Origin of the sequence: Thiomicrospira sp. R3 (assembly GCF_029581415.1) — a bacterium.
GTDB lineage: Bacteria > Pseudomonadota > Gammaproteobacteria > Thiomicrospirales > Thiomicrospiraceae > Thiomicrospira.
The window spans coordinates 1287501-1307159 of record NZ_CP121121.1; the positions used below are offsets into that span (position 1 = coordinate 1287501).

Genomic DNA, 19659 nt, shown 5'->3' on the forward strand with positions numbered 1-19659 from the left:
CACCTTTAAAAGGCGGGTTAATGAGTAGGCTTATTGGTTGTTATTTTTGGAAAAATGTATTGCTACGTTTTTGGCATCAACGGGGTACAGAGGCCGTTGCCATTTTAGCCTACACAACGCTTGTTGGTCTTGTTCCAATGCTGGCGGTGATGTTAAGTTTGTTTTCTACATCTGCATGGTTTGACCCTTTTCAGCACCTAGTTATGGAGCTGGTTGTTGCCCATTTAATGCCAGAGTCTCAACCCGTTATTCAACGTTACCTTACGCTGTTTGCTGAACAGGCAAGCCGTTTAACAACACCAGGCCTGGTGGTGATGCTGGTGACCACTTTAATTTTGCTGTGGACGATTGATCAGAAAATTAATGCGATGTGGAATGCCGATTCTCAGCGCCGCTGGTGGGTGAGTTTATTAAATTATTTAGGCGTAAGTTTGCTGGGGCCTTTGTTGTTGGGCTTGAGTTTAGTCGCAAGCAGTTATCTGTTGGCTTGGCCTTTGTTGTTGGGCGATGTGACGGTGAGCAGGGGGGTAAATCAGCTGATAAATAGCCTACCACTGGTGTTTAGTGTTTTGGGTTTTATGCTGCTGTTTAAATTTGTACCCATGTCGCCGGTCAGTTGGAACCAGGCCTGGTGGGTTGCTTTGATGGCGACGATCAAGGTTGAGGTTTTAAAAATGGGGTTTGCTTGGTATGTGGCCGCGTTTCCAACCTATGATTTGGTTTATGGCGCATTGGCTGCGGTGCCGTTATTTCTGCTTTGGCTGTATTTAATGTGGTTTATTTTGATATGGAATGCCTGTGTCTTGGCTGAATGGACCCGCAGCCAAACACAGGCAAAAAACTAAATTGGATTATTTTTTCGCCGATTGAATTTCTCGTGCTGCGGCGAGTAAAGCCAAGCGTGCTACAACCCCATAGGCATAGAAGCGGTTAGGTTCAGCATCAGGTTCTTGGGTTTGGTCAGGAAGTACTCCAGACTGTTGGAAAGACATGGGCTCAAAGTGCATGCCTGGGCTGTTTAAATTGTCGGTTGCCGTTTTGCCTGTATGTATCCGGTAAAATCCGCCGATTACATGGTTATGAATCATATAAACCACCGGCTCAGCCACGGCTTCATCGACCGTTTCAAAGGTGTAGACACCTTCTTGCACCAGCATTTTATTGACACTGAGGCCTTCTTTCGCTGAGGTCATTTTATTTCGTTGTTTTCGATTCAAATTGAGCACATCTTGCGCATTGTAAACCGACATGATCGCCATGCCATAGGTTCCACTGTCTGATTTAATAATCACAAAGGGCTTACAGTCAATGTCATGGGTATGGTAATAATCAGCGGTTTTGGCAAGCACTTGGTTTACCGTGTTGGCCAAACGATCTAGGCCGGTGTGATTTTTAAAATCGACTTCACCGCATTGCACTGATTCCGGTGTGATTAGCCAAGGGTCTATGTCCACTAATTCGGCAAAGCTTTTGGCCACATCGCTAAAGTGATTAAAATGCTGGGTTTTGTAGCGCGTTGCCCAGCCTAGCTCTAAAGGAGGTAACAGTGTTTGTTCAATCCCTTCTAGTATCGCGGGGCGACCACCGGATAAATCATTGTTTAGCAAAATCGCACAAGGGTAAAAGGCATCAACACCTACCCGCTCGCCTTGGCGTTTTAAAGGCTTTAAGCTGAGTGTTTTTCCAGAGGGTAGCGCAATATCAGTGGGCTGAGTTATTTCAGGATTTAGTGAGCCGATATGCACTTCGTATCCTGCATTCTCAATGATTTCTTTTAGCGTACATAGGTTTTCTAGGTAAAACATATTTCGGGTATGGTTTTCTGGAATAATCAGTACGCCATCCGTGATGGGGCAGGCTTGGGTGATTGCGTTTTGTGTGGCATGAACGGCTAAGGGGCGAAGGTCTGGGTGCAGGTTATTGAAGCCTGCAGGAAATAAGTTGGTATCCACAGGGGCGAGTTTGTAGCCCGCATTGCGCAAGTCAACCGAAGCATAAAAAGGCGCAGGTGTGTCACGAAACTGCTGCCGGAACCAAGCCTCGATCGCCACGCTATGGTCAAGTAGATGGGACTCAAGCTCAAGTAAGGGGCCTTTTAAAGTCGTTTTAAGGTGAGGAACTTGATAGGGGTGAGGCATGGTTTGCTTCTCTTTTCTGGGTAAATTAAGGGGTCAAATTATAACAAAAAGCCGAGGGTTAATTCCTGGCTTTTTCAGTAGGAAATAAGACTTTTATTGGTTTAAATCTCCCCATGCTGCCTGGAGTAAACTCAGTACAACCGGGGCGGTGGTTTCGGTACGCAAGATTCGTGGTCCAAGTCGAACCGGCTGCAAACCAACTAACTGCGCTTGTTCAACTTCTCGCACGGTTAGTCCGCCTTCAGGGCCAATAAGGAGTGCAAAAGGCACTAGCGGTTCAGGCTCATTAATCTGCATGATCGTTTTCTGACTAAGTGGATCAAGAACCAGTCCTCGAGTGCGCTTTGCATAATCGAGCTGTAACGGATGAGCAAACCAATCCGCTAGGCTGATCAGAGGCAAAACTTCGGGTACGACACAGCGGCCAGATTGTTCACAGGCACTTATTACCAATGCTTGCCATTGTTGGCGGCGTTTGTCGGCCTTTTCATGATCTAAGCGAACTTCACAGCGCTCAGTAAACACCGGTTGGATGGTGCTGACGCCAAGTTCAACAGCCTTTTGTAAACTATAGTCCATGCGCTCACCGCGAGAGATCCCCTGCACGAGCAAGCTGTTCAAGGTTGATTCTGTTGCGGGGTGATTGATGGCATCGCCCAACAAAACCTGCACCTCACGGCGGTTGATAATCTGGAGTTGAGCATCTGCCTGGTGGCCTTGGCCATCAAACACCTGGATTTTATGGCCGTTTTTGAGTCGTAAAACGGTTAAGGCATAGTGGCTTTGTTCTTTGTTAAGGGCAACAAGCAGGCCTGGTTGATAGTTTGCCGGTAAATAAAAGCGGGGAATACGCATTAATCACTCGTCTACATTTGTAAATATTCGTTACGCCAATTGAGATCGCGGACAATATCAAGGGTTGGCTGAGTTTTGTTCATGCTGTAGAAGTGTAGACCGGGTGCGCCACTATCTAACAGGCGTTGGCATAAGCGGGTGACATACTCCTGACCAAAGGCACGCAGGCTAGCCGCGTCTTCATCAAAGCTTTCTAAGCGACACTTCAACCAGCGTGGCACTTCGGCACCACACATAGCGGAAAAGCGGATCAGTTGCTCGTAGTTGGTAATCGGCATAATGCCCGGTACGATCGGTAGATCAATGCCGGCTTTCTCACAGGCATCAATAAAGTAAAAGTAACTATCGACATTAAAGAAATATTGCGTAATAGCGGCATCCGCGCCTTGCTCGACCTTGTGCTTAAAGTGTTTGATTCCTTGGTCACAATTACGTGCTTGCGGATGGGTTTCTGGGTAGGCGGCGACTTCGAGGATAAACTGATTGCTGGTTTCTTGACGAATAAACGCAACCAAGTCCGCGGCATATTTAAACTCGCCCGGATCCATCATGCCTGAGGGCATATCGCCACGCAGCGCGACAATGCGTTTAATACCGAGGTCTTGATAAGTTTTAAGTAGAGCACGAATAGACTCTTTGCTTGCACCGATACAGGTTAGGTGAGGTACGGCGTCAAAACGCGTATTTTTCTGGATATGGGTAACGGTTTCAAGGGTTTTTTCTTGCGTTGTGCCCCCGGCACCATAGGTCACCGAAATATATTCCGGATTTAACACGCTTAACTCATCAATCACCTGATTGAGTTTAACGCTGCCTTCGGTGGTGCGTGGCGGGAAGCACTCAAGGCTAAAGCCCTGCGGGTATTGTTGTTGTGATTTCATGACTCACGTCCTAGTGTCTGAAGTGGCACGATGACCTTGTGTCCCGACTCCTTCGATTTTGCTTTGCAAAAGAGGCGTCGCTTTAGCCCAAGGTTACGTGCTACTTAAAAAATTTACAATCCAGCATCGGCGCGCAGGGCGGCGGCTTTGTCAGTTTTTTCCCAGGTAAACTCGGGTAATTCGCGCCCAAAGTGACCGTAGGCTGCGGTTTTTTGATAAATGGGACGATATAAATCTAGCATCGCAATCAAACCTTTTGGACGCAGATCAAAGTGTTGGCGTATCAGTTGTTCGATTTTTTCGACCGCAATTTTTTCGGTGCCAAAGGTATCCAGGCTAATTGAGGTCGGTTGTGCAACTCCAATGGCATAGGATACTTGGATTTCGCACTTGTCCGCCAGGCCTGCGGCGACAATGTTTTTAGCCACATAACGTCCAGCGTAAGCGGCAGAGCGATCCACTTTTGACGGATCTTTACCCGAAAAAGCACCGCCACCGTGACGCGCCATGCCGCCGTAGGTGTCAACAATAATTTTACGTCCGGTCAAGCCGGCATCGCCAACTGGGCCGCCGATGACAAAACGCCCGGTTGGGTTAATGTGATATTGGGTGTCTTTATGCAGCCATTCGGTCGGTAAGGTGGGTTTAATAATTAATTCCATCACTGCTTCACGCAGTGCGGCGTTTTCGATCTCCGGGCCATGTTGGGTCGATAACACGACAGCGTCAATGGCAACCGGCTTACCGTTCTGGTAACGAAGCGTGACTTGGCTTTTGGCATCTGGGCGCAACCAAGTCAGCTCCCCCGATTTACGAACCTGTGCTTGACGCTCCATTAAACGGTGCGCATAGTAAATCGGTGCCGGCATTAACACCTCGGTTTCATTCGAGGCATAACCAAACATTAAGCCTTGGTCGCCAGCGCCTTGTTCGTGATCGTCATATTCATCGACGCCCATGGCGATTTCAGCCGACTGTTTACCAATTGCGGTTAACACCGCACAGGTGTCGCCATCAAACCCAAAGTCTGCGCTGTTATAGCCTATATCCTTGACTACTTTGCGTACCAGCTCTTCTTGGTCAACCCAAGCGCTGGTGGTGATTTCACCGCCGATTAATACCATGCCGGTTTTAACAAAGGTTTCGCAGGCCACGCGCGCGCGCGGGTCTTGCTGCATAATCGCATCCAGCATCGCATCAGAAATTTGATCGGCAATTTTATCCGGATGGCCTTCAGAAACAGATTCAGACGTAAAAACAGTGGTAGTCATGTGCAACCTCGCAATTTTAAAATAGCAAAAGTGAGGTACGGAAAGAGGCGGGAAAACTCCTCGCTTTAGCCGTACTTAGTAACGCGCCCGCAAGCTGATTATCAAATCGGCGCAATGTGCTATTATGTCAGAATAAAAATAGGTGTCAAACATCAAACCAGGTCTACTTAATGATAGGGGGCTTGGCTTGAATTATTTACTTACGTACTATTGGGGGTTTTAATGGTTAGTTTAACAACGCCAGTGTGTGACTTTGGTAGCGGTGCTATAGACTTTGAGTTAATGGGGGTTGATGGTCAGACTTGGACGTTAGAAAAAGCGCGCGGTGAGAAGGGGCTTCTAGTGGCATTTATTTGTAACCATTGCCCTTATGTAAAGGCTATCAAGGATCGCTTGGTGCGTGATTGTGCTGAACTTAAGGCCTTGGGAATTAATACCATAGCCATCATGTCGAATGACCCTAATGAGTATAAAGAAGATTCATTTGAGAATATGCAGGCCGTAGCTAGAGAGTGGCAATTTTCGTTCCCGTATGTGCTAGATGAAACCCAGCAGGTAGCTAAGGCTTATGGTGCAGTATGTACACCAGATTTTTTTGGCTATAACGCTGATTTATCTTTGCAGTATAGGGGGCGTTTAGATGCTTCGCGCAAGCAAGCGGCGGACCCTGATGTTCGGCGCGATTTATATGAAGCAATGAAGTTGGTTGCTGAAACGGGGCAGGGTCCTCTGGAGCAAATTCCAAGCATGGGCTGCTCTATAAAATGGAAATAACTAGGCGGTTTCAAGGCAAATGTTTAATTTGACCTGCCTTGAAACATGCGAAATCAATCTCTTGCATGGCGAAGTTTATTCGCCACTTCTATCTCTTTGGTTTGGATAAAGTAAACTAACTTTCTTCGATCGTCTTCACTTAAATTATCAAATTTTAGCGATACAATGTCGGTATCACCGCTATGAGTAATTTTGACGATATGGCAGCGCGCTAGGATGGGTGATTCTTGTTTTAAGGGCACCAGTAGCACATCAATAATATCTTTTTTGGTTACTTTTTCATTAATACTAAAGCATATGCCACCTGCACTGAGGTTGATCATTCGCTGAGGAATGCATTGAGTTAACTTTTCTTCATCAATAGTTTGCATCATAAAACTGATCTTGTTGTTTATCGCGGTCAATGCATTGGCAAGTACGGAGCTTTTGTTTCCAATTTGATTAACCAGCTCGTTAATTTCTTTATCAAGTTCAACAAGATTGTGCATGAAATATTTTTCGATGAAGCCACTGTCAGCCTGTGTGGGAAGGGGGTTTTTTTTAGCTTCGTCTGAGCTTAAAATGCGATAACTGCAAGGTAGCATAACATCCAGGCGAAAAAAGCTGCGTTGCTCATGGGTCATAGTGAATCACTTTAATTTAAAACGGTTATTCTAAGACGGACTATTAAGCCGTGCCTAATGTTTTCTTTGTATCGGGTTTTTTAGTTTTTCCCGACGCGCCATAAAGATTAACTTTACTCTCTTCAGGTGAAAGTTGATTTAGTAGCTCAGTATTTAGGCTGGTCAATGCAGCTATAATCATGCCATTTTTACGATTTAAATGAAAGCATTGATTGCTTAAGTTGGCTATTTTATTGATCTGAAAGCGCTGTTCAGGGGGTAAGTTGTCGAGTTCTGGATTGTCTAAGTCAGCGAAATTAATTGGGTAGATTTGTTGAATGGTAGTTATTTGATCTTCTAGGTTGTCAGCGAGGGATTGTTTTTTTAGTGTGATTTGATTTAGTGATGAGATATCGTTGTTGCTAAGGAAAGAGGTTTCTTGAACAAGCAGGTCTTTAAACTCAGTCAGGCCAGTACCTAACTGTTCAAGCTGGAGGGAAAGCTTGTTGAGATGGCTTACTGGCATGGTCTTAAACTAATATATACAATTAATTATGCTCTAGCGAAAAGCAATTCGGTTTTAATTAGTTTATCTGCAACGCTACTTGCATCAACCTTATAGCTACCCTCTTCTATTGCACGTTTAAGCTCGGCAACTCTTGACTCATTCGATGATTGAGCAGATGCAGCGCGTTTTTCGATTTCGCGTATTTGAGCCGATAAGGATGTCAAGGTTACCTTATCTGACGATGGCTTGGTGCCTTCACTTTGTGAATTAGCCGAAGACGGCTTGTCAGGTGATTTCGCCTGCTCATGCGACCTGGTGTTAGCCAAATTGCTATTAGTGTTTTTAATGTCCATGACTCTAAACCCTCATTTTCAATGCTATTTTATCAGCATCCTGTGCATTTCTATAGACGTTAACGGCTAAAATTAGAAAGCTTTAATAAATTTGTTATGTTTAATGGGCTAAGCATATTCCCTTGGATTTTTGGGGTATAAGCTATTATGGCACCATAACCGTGTTAGGAGCAATAACTATGCCGGTAATAACAATGTTTGAGTTTTTATTTCTAACCTCAACTTGATCATGCTGCATGGCATTAGAGAGTGCTATGCCCGTCGTGCGAATTTCAAGTCCGCTTACTTGGGTGATAATGGTGACTTCTTGCTTATCAATGACCCAGTAGGGCGCATCAAGCATTTGCAATGTAATGACTGTGTTGGGTCGAATAGCGCGTTTAGCTCGGGCGTATAGCACGTTGTCAAGCGATGATAACCATCCTCTTCTTACATCACTAATGGGTACGGCTCTTAATTCAATGTCGGCAGGATTGATGATGGCTTGTCTCAATATGCCTTGCCTGGTAACCACGGCTTCTATCTTTCCATCTACCTCAGCACTAACAAAGATACGCCAGTTAGGCTGCGAACACTCAACTTGTACCGTTTGTCTGCCTGCTAACGAGTGGGCGCTACGATGGCTGAGTTGAAGTTCGGAAAGACAAGGCGCTAAAGCCAAGTGAGCTGAAAGCCGCCGAATAGTAATAACGGGTTCTATGATTTGTTGGTCTAGGTTTTGCTTGAGGTATAAATACACCTGCTGGTGAAGGTCTTCAATTGATTGGTTGGTGGCTTCTTGGGCGTTTGTTTTTGGGGAAGCCAGCATCATGAGAAGCACGCCAAAAAGTAAAACTTTTAAATTCTGTATAATAAAATTGAATTCCATTAGCCGATTGCGTTCTAATCATTGGTAGTTTGTTAATCGTCCCATTGTAATATAAGGTGACTTTAAGATGTCGAGTTTTCTTGAGAGCGTAGATAAGCGCACGTCATTAGCCGGTATGAACCGTATGGAGCTGTTGCTGTTCAATATCAAAGGCAAGCAGTTATTTGGCATCAATGTGTTTAAGGTTCGAGAGGTGATAAGAACACCAGAGATTTCCCCTGTTCCAAAATCAGATCCGCGCGTGGTGGGTGTGTCAGACATTAGGGGGCATACCATGCCTATTATCGATTTGGCGATGGCACTCGATTTAGAGCCTTTTCCAAAAGATAAACTTCACGAGACGCTGACCATTGTTACGGAATTTAATAGTTCGGTTCAAGGGTTTTTGGTTGAAGGTGTTGACCGAATTATCCATTTGCGCTGGGAGGATATATTGCCGCCTCCAGATTCTTTAATGCATGTCAATTATTTAACGGGTATCACACGTGCACAAAATCAAATTGTTGAAATAGTGGATGTTGAGAAGGTCTTAACTGAGGTTTCAGGGACGCCAGCGGCAATGTCAGATGACTTTGTCGAAGCCCATGCTGCGAAAGCCGAAGGTTTAAAGTATTTTATTTTAGCCGCTGATGACTCGACCGTAGCGCGCTCGCAACTAAAAACCGTGTTTGAACAGCTAAAAATTAAACATGTTATTGTAAATAATGGTCGAAAAGCCCTGGATTTATTAAAGAAATGGGCGGATGAAGCGGATGAGGGCTTGGCTGAGCCGGTTTCTAAGCGGGTTTTAATGGTGATTTCAGATATTGAGATGCCAGAGATGGATGGCTATACCCTAACGTCTAGTATTAGAAAGGATGAGCGTTTAAAGGATTTATATGTCATTCTAAACTCGTCGCTAAGTGGCGGTTTTAACGAGAAGCTGACGGAAAAGGTGGGGGCCAATAAGTTTTTATCTAAATGGCATGCTGAAGAGTTAGCTAATGAGATTGTTAAACGTATAGAGAGTGTTAAAAAATAATGGCTTTGATCCGACGTGTAGTTAATTTTCATCTGGCTCTTATCGCGGTTTGGTTGGTTGGGTTTTCTAGCGGTTGGGCGGTGCAGTGTGTTGAGGTCACGGGTGTGGCACTCATGCAAAATGATAATCGCGCTTTTGCTCGTCAGATGGCAATCCGTAATGCTTTAGAAGTGGCCAGTATGCAAACTAATCTTGAGGTCAGAACCCGTGCGGATATGCAAGACTTTAAATTACAAAGCCAAGCTAGCCGTTTTACCAGTCGTAGCAAGGTTGAGCGCTTTAGTTTGATGGATGAGTTTTTTAATGAGCCAACGGGTGAATATGAGGTTGTTTTAAATGTGTGCTTAACGCAAGACCCTAAAGCCTGTGGTCATTTGGTCGGCGTGGGTTATCAAAACCGAGTTGTTGTTGCTCCTGTGGTGATTGAAAATAGCTATGAGGGGCGAGATATTGCCAATCTATTACCTGGGTTTCAGATGGAGTTGTTCCGTCGATTGAATATGGCGGGTTACAGAAATCTTGAAATGATTGAGTATGCGCAGGGTTTGCAGCCTGGAATGATGGTGAGCCCCAATTTAATGCCTGAGGTCTTAACGCCTATACAAGATCAAACGGGTGGCCAGTTTTTATTGCTTAGTGCTATCCGCTCGGTCGCGCAGCTCAGTGAAGGGCGAGATACCCTTGACAGAATAAGGCGTTTTTATGGTTATGATGGTCGAAACAACCGTCGTTTTATTGAGGTTGAGTGGTATTTAGTTGACTTAAATAAACAGCGTATTGTAAAGCAGCACCGGGAGAGCATTGAAATGCGAGGTGATCCAAGGGTTGGTCGAGATCGTCCATTTGGCACTCTAGCATTTTTTAAAACGGCCACCGGAGAGGCCTTTAACCAGGTTCTTGATCAGCAAGTTGAGCGTGTCATCAATCATCTGGAGTGCGAGTTATTGGAAACTCAAATAATTGATGTTCGAAATGGTGAGTATGTGATGTTTTTGTCGGATCAGTCGGGTGTTCAAATCGGCGATCAGCTTGCTGTCTATAGTCGTATGGGAAACCCTGTACGATTCCAAGGCCGCAATTTAGGTATGGACGAAACACCAGCCGGTTTTATAGAAATTAGCCGAATTATGCCAAAATTTGCCGTAGGTCGGTTGGTTGCCGGTCAAGCCGATATTCAAATAGGTGATCTAGCCCGCTCCTGGTAGGGCGCTAGGGTTTTCTTATCCTTTTTTCAGTCTTTGGCATCTTGCTTGCTTTGTACTAAGCAAGCTAAGTTTTAGAGGTTAAAGACCATGTCAAATTCAATATTCGGAATTCACGAAAGTGCGCTGTTAATTCGCCGTGATCGAGCGGAGGTATTAGCGAATAATCTAGCTAATGCGGATACGCCGAACTATAAAGCACGTGATATTGATTTTCGCAAGGCCATTTCTGATGCGAGTTATCATCAGTCTAGCCAGTCAAGCTCGGCTATGAACCGAACGAATGCGCGTCATCTTGAAGGGTTTGCTGAACCCTCTACTAGTGATTTTTTAAAATATCGTATGCCAACCCAACCTTCTTTGGACGGCAATACGGTTGAAACGCACATTGAAAAGGCAAAATTTGCCGAAAATGCGTTGCAATATCAGGCCACTCTGGAGTTTATTGATAGTCGTATCAAAAGCATCAGCGGTGCGCTCAAAGGAGAATAAAAGTGTCTTTATTTAATATTATGGATATCTCCGGAACGGGTATGCATGTTCAGACGATTCGGCTTAATACAGTTGCATCGAATATGGCCAATGTGGATAGCATCAGTTCTAATGCACAGGAAACCTATCGCTCAAAACAGCCTGTGTTCCAAACTATTTTAGATCAACGTACCGGCGAGCCTAGAAACGGGGTTCGTGTTAAAGAGATTGTTGAGAGTCAAGCACCGTTAAAAATGGAATACAGCCCTAATCACCCTATGGCAAATGACGAGGGTTATATTTTTAGGCCTAATGTTAATGTGGTTGAAGAAATGGCAAATATGATGTCGGCCTCACAAACTTTTCAAACCAATGTTGAGGTAATGAACACCTCAAAGCAATTGCTTTTAAGAACGATACAGCTTGGTAAAGGCTAAGGATTAAGTCATGAATGTACTGCCTAACAGCCAGTTAAAAACAGAGACATTGCAACAACAGGGTAATCCGGGTGCGTTTGCTCCGAGTCAAGCACTAGGGCAAAAAGATTTTTTGATGCTCTTAACCACTCAAATGATGAACCAGGATCCAACTAAGCCGATGGATCCAACGGCTTTTGTTAGTGACCTAACCCAGATGAGTCAGCTGGAAGCAACTGCGCAATTAAACCAGTCCGTTATGGCCATGACAGCAGGCTTTCAGAATTTGCAGGTGATGCAAGCCTCTAGCATGATTGGTAAAAATGTGGTAGCGAAAGGCGAAGTGTTTTCCCACCAAGCGGGTGAAGCATCGACCATTCGCTTGAATACCACTGAGCCTTTAAAAGATGCCAGGTTGGTCATCACTAACTCAGCCGGTGTTGTAAAGGAATTAAGTTATCCCAGTCTTGCTCGTGGTGATACTACTGTCAGTTGGGATGGTAAAAACACCGCTGGTTTGGATGTGAGTTCGGGCGAATATCGCTTGGTTGCTTTTGGTTACAGCGCAGAGGGTGATATTAAATCAGTTAGTAGTTATGTAGGCACTTCTGTTAGAAGTGTTTCGGTTGAGCCAGACGGCAGCATGATGCTGACCTTGGCGACCGGTGAGCGCGTCAAAATGAATGCGGTTCGAGAAATAAGTTAATTTTTACAGGGGATTATCATGTCAGCATACGATTTAAACGCATTAAGTGGCATCAACGCCATGTCACAAGGTCTATCGGTGGTCTCAAACAACCTTGCCAACGCGCAGACGATGGGGTTTAAATCCTCACGTGCTGAATTTGCCGACATGTTTTCGGGTGCGCAAACTACGCCAGGTAATGGTGTTAGGGTCAATTCGATTACTCAAGACTTTTCTCAGGGTACGATTGCTTCAACTGGCCGAGAGTTAGATATGGCGATTGACGGTGATGGGTTTTTTATTCTGGAAGACAAATCCGGAAAGTATAGTAATATCTACACGCGAAATGGCTCTTTTAAGCTTGATAAGGACGGTTTTATTACTGATCAAACAGGAAACAACCTTTTGGGTTTTAACCTAAACCAAGTATTGTCGACTGAGTCAAAACCAGTTTTTGATACCGCTTTAAACCCGATCAATTTGGCGGACTTAAACCGCACGCCAAAAGCTACAGACCAAATGAATTACAATATCAACCTAGATGGTGAAGCTTTAATTAACGAAGATAAGTTGTTTCTACCTGATTTGGGAACGGTCAATAACTCGGTGGGTGGAAATAGCGTTCCTGCTTCTGATACAACCTCAACGCTTCCTAATATACAAAAGTTGACCAATCCGGCTCAAGCCTATGGCGGTTTTCCAGACTTTACCTATCCGATGACAATCCATGATAGTTTGGGTGGTGCTCATAAACTATCTTCCAATTTCTACATGCGTGATGTTGTAACATCGGCGAACTCTGATGTTGGTTTAGACCCAGCAACTGGAAATTATATTACGGATGGAACAGGGGTTGGAGTTAAATACACCAGTTGGTTAGTGCAATATAGCGTTGAGCGCTTTAATGATGGTACTGGGCAGTGGGAAACATCAGGTTTTAGAGAAGCGGTACCCGCAGATGGAACGGCAAGTGGTGATACCGGGTTGGTTTATGAGTTACGGTTTGATACCAACGGGCGATTGATTGATGCGAGACAACCAAATGTTGATCCGTTGGCAACCGGTGCAACCTCAGCAATTACTGGTCAAGATAACCCAAATGAGCCCCTGGTATTTGCTGATTGGAGTTCGGTAGGCACTCAACCCAAAATGCAGTGGGTGATCAATAATCCCATTATTGGTGCGAATGATCCTCTTGGTAATCCTCAAGCAATAACGGTGGGTATTGATGTCAATTTTGCGGACATGACCATGTTTGCCGGTGATAATCTATTGCGTGGTGTTACTCAAAATGGTTATAAAATTGGTGATTTGGTTGGCCTAACAACCAATCGTGAAGGTGTGATTGAAGCACGTTATTCAAACGGACGCTCTATCCCGGTTGCGCAGTTGGCATTGGGTAACTTTAATGATCTAAATGCATTAGAAAAACTAGGTGGCCAAATGTATGCTGAATCCTTTGGGTCGGGGCCTGTGCAGATTTCTAAAGCAGGGTCCGGTGTAGTGGGTGCGATTCAAGCGGGTTCATTGGAATATTCCAACGTCGATACCGCAGGCGAGCTGGTCAAAATGATTCAGTTACAACGTACTTACCAAGCTAGTGCACAGGTTATTTCCACCTCGCAGGAATTAACGCGAACTATCTTGAATCTGTAATTTTCTTTCTACCATTTTAGTTTCTGGTCTTGCCGGTTAATCGTGTTGATAACCGGCTTTTTTATTTCTAAGCGAACAGCGCTGGTACTTTGCTGGCAAATCGGTCAAAATACACGCCTTAAATTTGTAAATAGGACAGGACGTTGAAACGCCAAGATTTTTATTTTGATCTGCCCAATGAACTTATTGCTCAGCACCCCACCGCTGAACGACGTGCAAGTCGCTTATTGGTGCTTAAGGGCCGGGCCTGCATGGATAAACAGTTCGTTGACATTTTGGATTTTATCCAGCCAAGCGACCTGCTCGTTTTTAATAACACCAAGGTCATTCCAGCTCGGCTGCTTGGCAAAAAAATGACCGGTGGTCAGGTCGAACTGCTGGTTGAACGTATTTTGACTGATGACAGTGCTTTGTGCCATATTCGCTCATCAAAGTCGCCCAAACCCGGCGCTAAGTTGATTATCGAACAGGCGTTTGAGGTTGAAGTGCTGGGTCGTCAAGGCGCATTATTTGAGGTCAAATTTGATCCAGCGAAAACGCCTTTGGCTTGGCTAGAAGCCTATGGACATATGCCGCTGCCGCCCTATATTGAGCGTGCTGATGCGGCTGAAGACAAAGAACGTTACCAAACGGTCTATGCCACCAGGCCTGGTGCGGTGGCAGCGCCGACAGCAGGCCTGCATTTTGATGATGCGATGCTGGATGCCATCAAGCAAAAAGGCGCAGATATTGGTTTTGTTACGCTGCATGTCGGTGCCGGGACTTTCAAGCCGGTACAAGTGGACAATATTAATGAACATGTTATGCATTCGGAGTGGCTTGAGGTGCAACCAGGCCTGGTTGATCAGGTAAAATCGGCACGAGCAAAAGGCGGGCGGGTGATTGCGGTGGGTACCACCTCAGTGCGCTGTTTAGAGTCCGCATCTCAGCAAGGTGAATTGCAACCCTATACTGGTGAAACCGATATTTTCATCAGTCCCGGTTATCAGTTTCAGCAGGTGGATGTGCTACTGACTAATTTTCATCTACCAGAATCCACCCTGATTATGCTGGTCAGTGCTTTAGCAGGTTATGACAATACGATGAGTGCCTATCGTCATGCCGTAGCACAAGGCTATCGATTTTTTAGTTATGGCGATGCGATGCTGGTTTTCAAAAACAGCATAAAACAAATAAGTTAAATACGGAACACTAGTGAAATTTGAATTAGACAAACAAGACGGGCGTGCGCGTCGCGGACGGTTGAAATTTGAGCGCGGCACGGTTGAAACCCCCGCTTTTATGCCGGTAGGTACTTACGGTACGGTTAAGGGCATGACACCCGAAGAAATCACTCAAACCGGTGCACAAATTATTTTAGGAAATACCTTTCATCTGGCGATTCGCCCAGGTACAGAGGTGATTAAACTACACGGTGATTTGCATGATTTTATGCACTGGCAAGGCCCGATTCTAACGGATTCCGGTGGGTTTCAGGTGTTTAGTTTGGGTAAAATGCGAAAAATCACCGAAGAGGGCGTGACCTTTGCCAATCCTGTTAATGGTTCTAAAATCTTTATGGGGCCTGAAGAGTCGATGCAAATTCAGCGCGACCTGGGTTCGGATATTGTGATGATTTTTGATGAATGTACCCCTTATCCTGCGACGCATCTCGAAGCCGATGTGTCGATGCGCTTATCGTTGCGTTGGGCGCAGCGTTCTAAAGAGGCCCATGGCGATAATCCTTCGGCCTTGTTTGGTATTGTTCAGGGCGGGATGTATGCTGACTTGAGAAAAGAGTCGGCGCAAAAGCTTCAGCAAATCGGTTTTGATGGTTATGCGATTGGTGGTTTGTCGGTCGGTGAGCCTAAAGAAGATATGAAGCGAGTTTTAGATGCCACCGAACCTTTGTTGCCGAAGGATAAGCCGCGTTATTTAATGGGGGTGGGTAAGCCGGAGGATATTGTTGAGGCGGTGCGTCGTGGTATTGATATGTTTGATTGTGTTATTCCGACTCGCAACGCACGTAATGGCTTTTTATTTACCCATACCGGGGTGGTGAAAATTCGCAATGCGGTGCATAAAACCAGCTTAGAGCCGATTGATGAACAGTGTGATTGCTATACCTGTAAAAACTATACCCGTGCTTATCTGCATCATTTGGACAAGTGTGGTGAAATTCTGGGTGCGCGTTTGAACACCATTCACAACCTTCATTATTACCAAACCTTAATGCGCACTATTCGAAGGGCGATTGCGGAATCACGGTTTGATGTTTTTGTGGCCGATTTTTATGCCGCGCGGGGACTCGATGTGCCGGTTTTGAATGATTGAAGGGTGTGATAACCATGAGGTTAGCTTAAAAAAGCTGATTTTTATTGTCGCTTGTGCCAAAATACAGCGACAAATTTTTAAATACACATTTTAGGGAGTAGATATGGATTTTTTTATAAGCAATGCAATGGCTGACGGTGGTGGTTTTGGAGGAGCAGGTTGGGAAGGTTTAATCCCGCTAATTTTGTTGTTTGTTATTTTTTACTTCTTGCTGATTCGCCCTCAGCAGAAAAAAGTAAAAGAACATCGTAAGCTGGTCAGCGAAGTTCAAAAAGGGGATGAAATCATTACTTATGGCGGCATTGGCGGTAAGATTCGTGAACTTGATGAGGCTTTTTGTGATCTTGAAATTGCGCCCAATGTGGTTGTTAAGGTAGATCGTCAAAATATTGCTCGCTTATTGCCAAAAGGTACGCTCAAAGGCACGGCGACAAAAGCGTATACTAAAGCCGATAACAAATCCACCAGAAATGATGACGATACTGAGCTAGATTCAGAATCGAATGATAAAGCAGAAAAGCAGAATTAATGGTCTGTTTTGAGCAAAAAGGGGCACTAGCCCCTTTTTTCATTAACTCATGTAATGTAAAAAACCTTAATGTGAACTTATTGTCACGCAAGCCCATCTAAAGGCAAAACTCATGTTTGAATCACAACGCAACTTAGTCTCCAATCGTTTCCCTATGTGGAAGTATCTTGTGCTCATTACGGCGGTGGTATTAGGCTTGACCTATGCCATGCCAAACCTGTTTGGTGATGATCCAGCGGTGCAGGTATCACCCGTTCAGGTAGGGCAGTTTAATCACCAAACCACTGAGCAGATTGAAAAAGCCTTATCACAAGCAGGCCTGGTGCCTAAATCCTTGGTGTTTGATGGTCAACAATATCTCATACGTTTTGATGATGTTGAAGCGCAATTACGTGCTAACGACCTGATACGTGAGACCTTTGGTCGTCAGGCAATTGTAGCGCTTAACTTAGCGCCTGCGACACCTAACTGGCTGCGCTCTTTGGGGGGGCAGCCGATGTATTTAGGTTTGGACTTGCGCGGTGGGGTTCATTTTTTGATGGATGTCGATATGGATGCGGCGGTAGAGGGGGCGTATCGTCGTTTTGATGACGAGATTCGTGTGCTACTGCGTGATGAACGCATTCGCTATCAAACTATAGACTACCAAGATGAAACCCTGCGTATTGTGTTTCGCACACCTGATGCGCGTGATCAAGGGTTTAGTTTATTAAGCCGCGAATACCGTAATGAACTTCAATTACGCTCTTTAGATATAGATGCTCAGCCGCTGGTTGAGCTTAGCCTGTCATCAAGAGTGATTGATGAGACTAAAAAGTTTGCGTTGCAGCAAAATATTACCACCTTGCGTAATCGAATTAATGAGTTGGGTGTGGCCGAACCGATTATTCAACAACAAGGTGAACGCCGAATTGTGGTGCAATTACCCGGTGTGCAAGATACGGCACGTGCTAAAGAGATTTTAGGCGCGACCGCAACGCTTGAATTTCGTTTGGTGGACGAACGTGCCGATGTTGAGCGAGCGGTTAGGACTGGGGTGGTTCCCGGTAATGCTCAGCTTTATACCTTCCGTGATGGCCGACCGATTTTATTACAACGCAGCATTATTGTATCGGGTGAAAGCGTGATTAATGCGCAATCGGGTATCGATGCACAGCAAGGCTCGCCACAGGTTAGCGTGACCCTAGATGCCGCAGGGGGGCGTCGAATGTTAGCAACCACGCGCGACAATATTGGCAACCGCATGGCGGTGGTGTTTATTGAAAGCCGTGTTGAGACGGTTGAGCGTGATGGTGAAATGGTTCGTGAGCGCATCGTGACGCGTGATGTGATTAACGCGGCGGTGATTCGAGATCAGTTTGCAAACCGTTTTCAAATTACCGGTATTTCAAGCTCCCAAGAAGCACAAAATTTAGCATTGTTGCTTCGTGCGGGCGCCTTGGCCGCACCGATGGAAATTGTGGAAGAGCGTACTGTAGGCCCTAGCTTGGGTCAAGACAACATTGATCAAGGCTTAATGTCGGTTATTGTTGGTTTTATCTTAGTATTGATTGTTATGGCTTGGCGTTATAAAACCTTTGGCATGATTGCCAATATCGCATTGACGCTAAACCTAGTGTTGATTGTGGCGGTCTTGTCTTTAATGCAAGCGACCTTAACTCTACCTGGGATTGCGGGGATAGTGCTGACGGTGGGTATGGCGGTGGATGCCAATGTGCTGATATTTGAGCGGATCAAAGAGGAGTTGAAAAACTCCTCGATACAAACCGCGATTCATGCTGGTTATGAGAAGGCGTTTATCACCATTGCCGATGCGAATATCACCACGCTCATTGCCGCAATTGTGTTGTTTAGCTTTGGTACTGGCCCAATTAAAGGCTTTGCGATTACCTTGACGATTGGGATTATCACCTCGATGTTTACCGCCATTATAGGCACCCGCGCGATTGTCAATATGCTGTATGGCAATAAGCCGGTTAAGAAACTCTCGATTTAGGAGCTTGAAATGACGGACACAACACCAACCATCGAAAGCCCAAATCAAACCGATTTTGGCAAGATAAACTTTATGAAAATCCGCTATCCAGCGGTGGTTTTCTCGTTGATTTTAATTGCCGGCTCGATTTTCGGTATCTGGTATAAAGGTCTTAACCTGGGGGTGGACTTTACCGGGGGTACGATTATTGAGCTGACTTATCCGCAAGGTGCGGATTTAAATCTGATTCGTCAGGATTTAGCGAACGCAGGCTATGAAGAGGCACAGGTTCAGCATTTTGGCTCATCGCGCGAAGTGCTGATTCGTATCGCCCCGCGTGAAGGCATGGCCTCGGCTAGCTTGAGCAATGAGGTGATGGATGTATTGCAAAAAGCCAGTACAGATAAAATAGAGTTACGCCGCGTCGAGTTTGTTGGCCCTCAGGTGGGTGAAGAGTTAACCACCGATGGCGCGTTAGCGGTGTTGTATGCGCTTATTGGCATACTGATTTATGTGGCGTTACGCTTTGAGTTTCGTTTTTCATTGGGCGCGATTGCCGCCTTGGTGCATGATGTGACGATTACCATTGGTATTTTTGCTTGGACGCAGATGCAGTTTGATTTAACCGTGCTAGCGGCTCTACTTGCGATTATCGGTTATTCACTTAACGACACGATTGTGGTGTTTGACCGGGTGCGAGAAAATTTCCGCACCGTTAGGGATGGTACCCCGGTTGAGGTGAGTAATAAAGCCTTAAATGACATGCTAGGGCGAACCTTGATGACCTCCTTAACCACATTGCTGGTGTTAACGGCTTTGTTTACACTGGGCGGTGAAATCATTCATGGCTTTGCCACGGCATTAATTGTGGGCGTTGTGGTGGGAACCTATTCGTCGATTTATGTGGCGAGCACCACCGCCTTGGCCTTAGGTGTGTCGAAGCAAGACTTGATGCCACCGGTTAAAAGGCAAACTGAAAACGGTGAAGAAGAGGATGATGATCTCAAACGTGCCTTCTTAGATGCGGAAGCTAAACGTAAACAAAAAGAAGAAAGCCAATAACGCTTAGGTTTTTTCTTGTTGGACCTGTTCTCACTGCCTGGTGAGAACGCATATTGAATTGATTAATAAGTAGAAAATA

General features: G+C 45.3%; 20 protein-coding genes and 1 pseudogene. 13 read left to right on the top strand and 8 right to left on the bottom strand.

Translation table 11 applies throughout. From position 1 onward, the window contains the following. Positions 1–20 precede the first annotated feature (20 nt). Positions 21–845, top strand: a complete 825-nt coding sequence (locus tag P8S55_RS06475; protein WP_289223418.1) for a YihY family inner membrane protein — start codon at positions 21–23, stop codon at positions 843–845. Between the two features lie 6 nt (positions 846–851). On the opposite strand, the gene gshA is transcribed toward P8S55_RS06475, so the two are convergent. From gshA to metK, 4 genes are all read right to left on the bottom strand, one after another. Beyond that, a complete protein-coding gene (gshA, locus tag P8S55_RS06480; protein ID WP_289223419.1) occupies positions 852–2138 on the bottom strand; it encodes a glutamate--cysteine ligase in 1287 nt (428 codons plus the stop codon). A gap of 93 nt (positions 2139–2231) precedes the next feature. After that, positions 2232–2993 carry a 16S rRNA (uracil(1498)-N(3))-methyltransferase gene (locus P8S55_RS06485; RefSeq protein WP_289223420.1) on the bottom strand — a complete coding sequence of 254 codons (762 nt, stop codon included), beginning with the start codon at positions 2991–2993 and terminating at the stop codon, positions 2232–2234. A gap of 11 nt (positions 2994–3004) precedes the next feature. Next, on the bottom strand, positions 3005–3874 hold the full coding sequence (metF, locus tag P8S55_RS06490; protein ID WP_289223421.1) for a methylenetetrahydrofolate reductase [NAD(P)H]: 870 nt from the start codon (positions 3872–3874) through the stop codon (positions 3005–3007). Between the two features lie 113 nt (positions 3875–3987). Then, the gene (gene metK / locus P8S55_RS06495) at positions 3988–5145 is read right to left on the bottom strand and encodes a methionine adenosyltransferase (protein ID WP_289223422.1); all 1158 of its coding nucleotides are present in this window, start codon (positions 5143–5145) and stop codon (positions 3988–3990) included. 222 nt (positions 5146–5367) lie between these two features. On the opposite strand from metK, the gene P8S55_RS06500 reads away from it, so the two are divergent. Further along, entirely contained in the window at positions 5368–5919 is a 552-nt protein-coding gene (locus P8S55_RS06500) for a thioredoxin family protein (RefSeq protein ID WP_289223423.1), read from the top strand. 53 nt (positions 5920–5972) lie between these two features. Here P8S55_RS06500 and P8S55_RS06505 read toward each other — a convergent pair whose 3' ends face one another. The 4 genes from P8S55_RS06505 to flgA all read right to left on the bottom strand — a co-directional run bounded on the left by P8S55_RS06505 (position 5973) and on the right by flgA (position 8193). Further along, on the bottom strand, positions 5973–6542 hold the full coding sequence (locus P8S55_RS06505; protein ID WP_289223424.1) for a PilZ domain-containing protein: 570 nt from the start codon (positions 6540–6542) through the stop codon (positions 5973–5975). A 43-nt stretch (positions 6543–6585) separates the two neighbouring features. Beyond that, positions 6586–7047 (bottom strand): flagellar export chaperone FlgN, encoded by a 462-nt coding sequence (flgN, locus tag P8S55_RS06510; RefSeq protein WP_289223425.1) that lies wholly within the window; start codon positions 7045–7047, stop codon positions 6586–6588. Between the two features lie 26 nt (positions 7048–7073). Beyond that, the gene (gene flgM / locus P8S55_RS06515; protein ID WP_289223426.1) at positions 7074–7382 is read right to left on the bottom strand and encodes a flagellar biosynthesis anti-sigma factor FlgM; all 309 of its coding nucleotides are present in this window, start codon (positions 7380–7382) and stop codon (positions 7074–7076) included. Between the two features lie 145 nt (positions 7383–7527). Continuing rightward, complete coding sequence (gene flgA / locus P8S55_RS06520) at positions 7528–8193, bottom strand: flagellar basal body P-ring formation chaperone FlgA (protein ID WP_289223427.1); 666 nt, start codon at positions 8191–8193, stop codon at positions 7528–7530. A 124-nt stretch (positions 8194–8317) separates the two neighbouring features. Between flgA and P8S55_RS06525 the strand changes: the two genes are divergently transcribed. The 11 genes and pseudogenes from P8S55_RS06525 (at position 8318) to secF (ending at position 19580) form a co-directional block, all read left to right on the top strand. Further along, positions 8318–9271 (top strand): chemotaxis protein, encoded by a 954-nt coding sequence (locus tag P8S55_RS06525; protein WP_289223428.1) that lies wholly within the window; start codon positions 8318–8320, stop codon positions 9269–9271. Further along, positions 9271–10476: a hypothetical protein gene (locus tag P8S55_RS06530; protein WP_289223429.1), complete on the top strand. Its 1206-nt coding sequence runs from the start codon at positions 9271–9273 to the stop codon at positions 10474–10476. Before P8S55_RS06525 ends, P8S55_RS06530 begins: the two co-directional genes overlap by 1 nt. Before the next feature lie 87 nt (positions 10477–10563). Next, complete coding sequence (flgB, locus tag P8S55_RS06535) at positions 10564–10965, top strand: flagellar basal body rod protein FlgB (RefSeq protein ID WP_289223430.1); 402 nt, start codon at positions 10564–10566, stop codon at positions 10963–10965. A 2-nt stretch (positions 10966–10967) separates the two neighbouring features. Then, the gene (gene flgC, locus P8S55_RS06540; protein ID WP_289223431.1) at positions 10968–11381 is read left to right on the top strand and encodes a flagellar basal body rod protein FlgC; all 414 of its coding nucleotides are present in this window, start codon (positions 10968–10970) and stop codon (positions 11379–11381) included. A gap of 10 nt (positions 11382–11391) precedes the next feature. Beyond that, positions 11392–12066 carry a flagellar hook assembly protein FlgD gene (locus P8S55_RS06545; protein WP_289223432.1) on the top strand — a complete coding sequence of 225 codons (675 nt, stop codon included), beginning with the start codon at positions 11392–11394 and terminating at the stop codon, positions 12064–12066. 18 nt (positions 12067–12084) lie between these two features. Further along, positions 12085–13701, top strand: coding sequence for a flagellar hook protein FlgE (locus P8S55_RS06550; protein WP_289223433.1), 1617 nt, complete (start codon positions 12085–12087; stop codon positions 13699–13701). Between the two features lie 143 nt (positions 13702–13844). Next, positions 13845–14882: a tRNA preQ1(34) S-adenosylmethionine ribosyltransferase-isomerase QueA gene (gene queA / locus P8S55_RS06555; protein WP_289223434.1), complete on the top strand. Its 1038-nt coding sequence runs from the start codon at positions 13845–13847 to the stop codon at positions 14880–14882. A gap of 13 nt (positions 14883–14895) precedes the next feature. Further along, positions 14896–16014, top strand: coding sequence for a tRNA guanosine(34) transglycosylase Tgt (gene tgt / locus P8S55_RS06560; RefSeq protein ID WP_289223435.1), 1119 nt, complete (start codon positions 14896–14898; stop codon positions 16012–16014). Between the two features lie 103 nt (positions 16015–16117). Continuing rightward, a pseudogene (gene yajC, locus P8S55_RS06565) lies at positions 16118–16435 on the top strand (preprotein translocase subunit YajC); the annotation flags it as partial. A 220-nt stretch (positions 16436–16655) separates the two neighbouring features. Beyond that, complete coding sequence (gene secD, locus P8S55_RS06570; RefSeq protein WP_289223437.1) at positions 16656–18539, top strand: protein translocase subunit SecD; 1884 nt, start codon at positions 16656–16658, stop codon at positions 18537–18539. Between the two features lie 9 nt (positions 18540–18548). Continuing rightward, the gene (gene secF / locus P8S55_RS06575) at positions 18549–19580 is read left to right on the top strand and encodes a protein translocase subunit SecF (RefSeq protein ID WP_289223438.1); all 1032 of its coding nucleotides are present in this window, start codon (positions 18549–18551) and stop codon (positions 19578–19580) included. Positions 19581–19659: the final 79 nt, after the last annotated feature.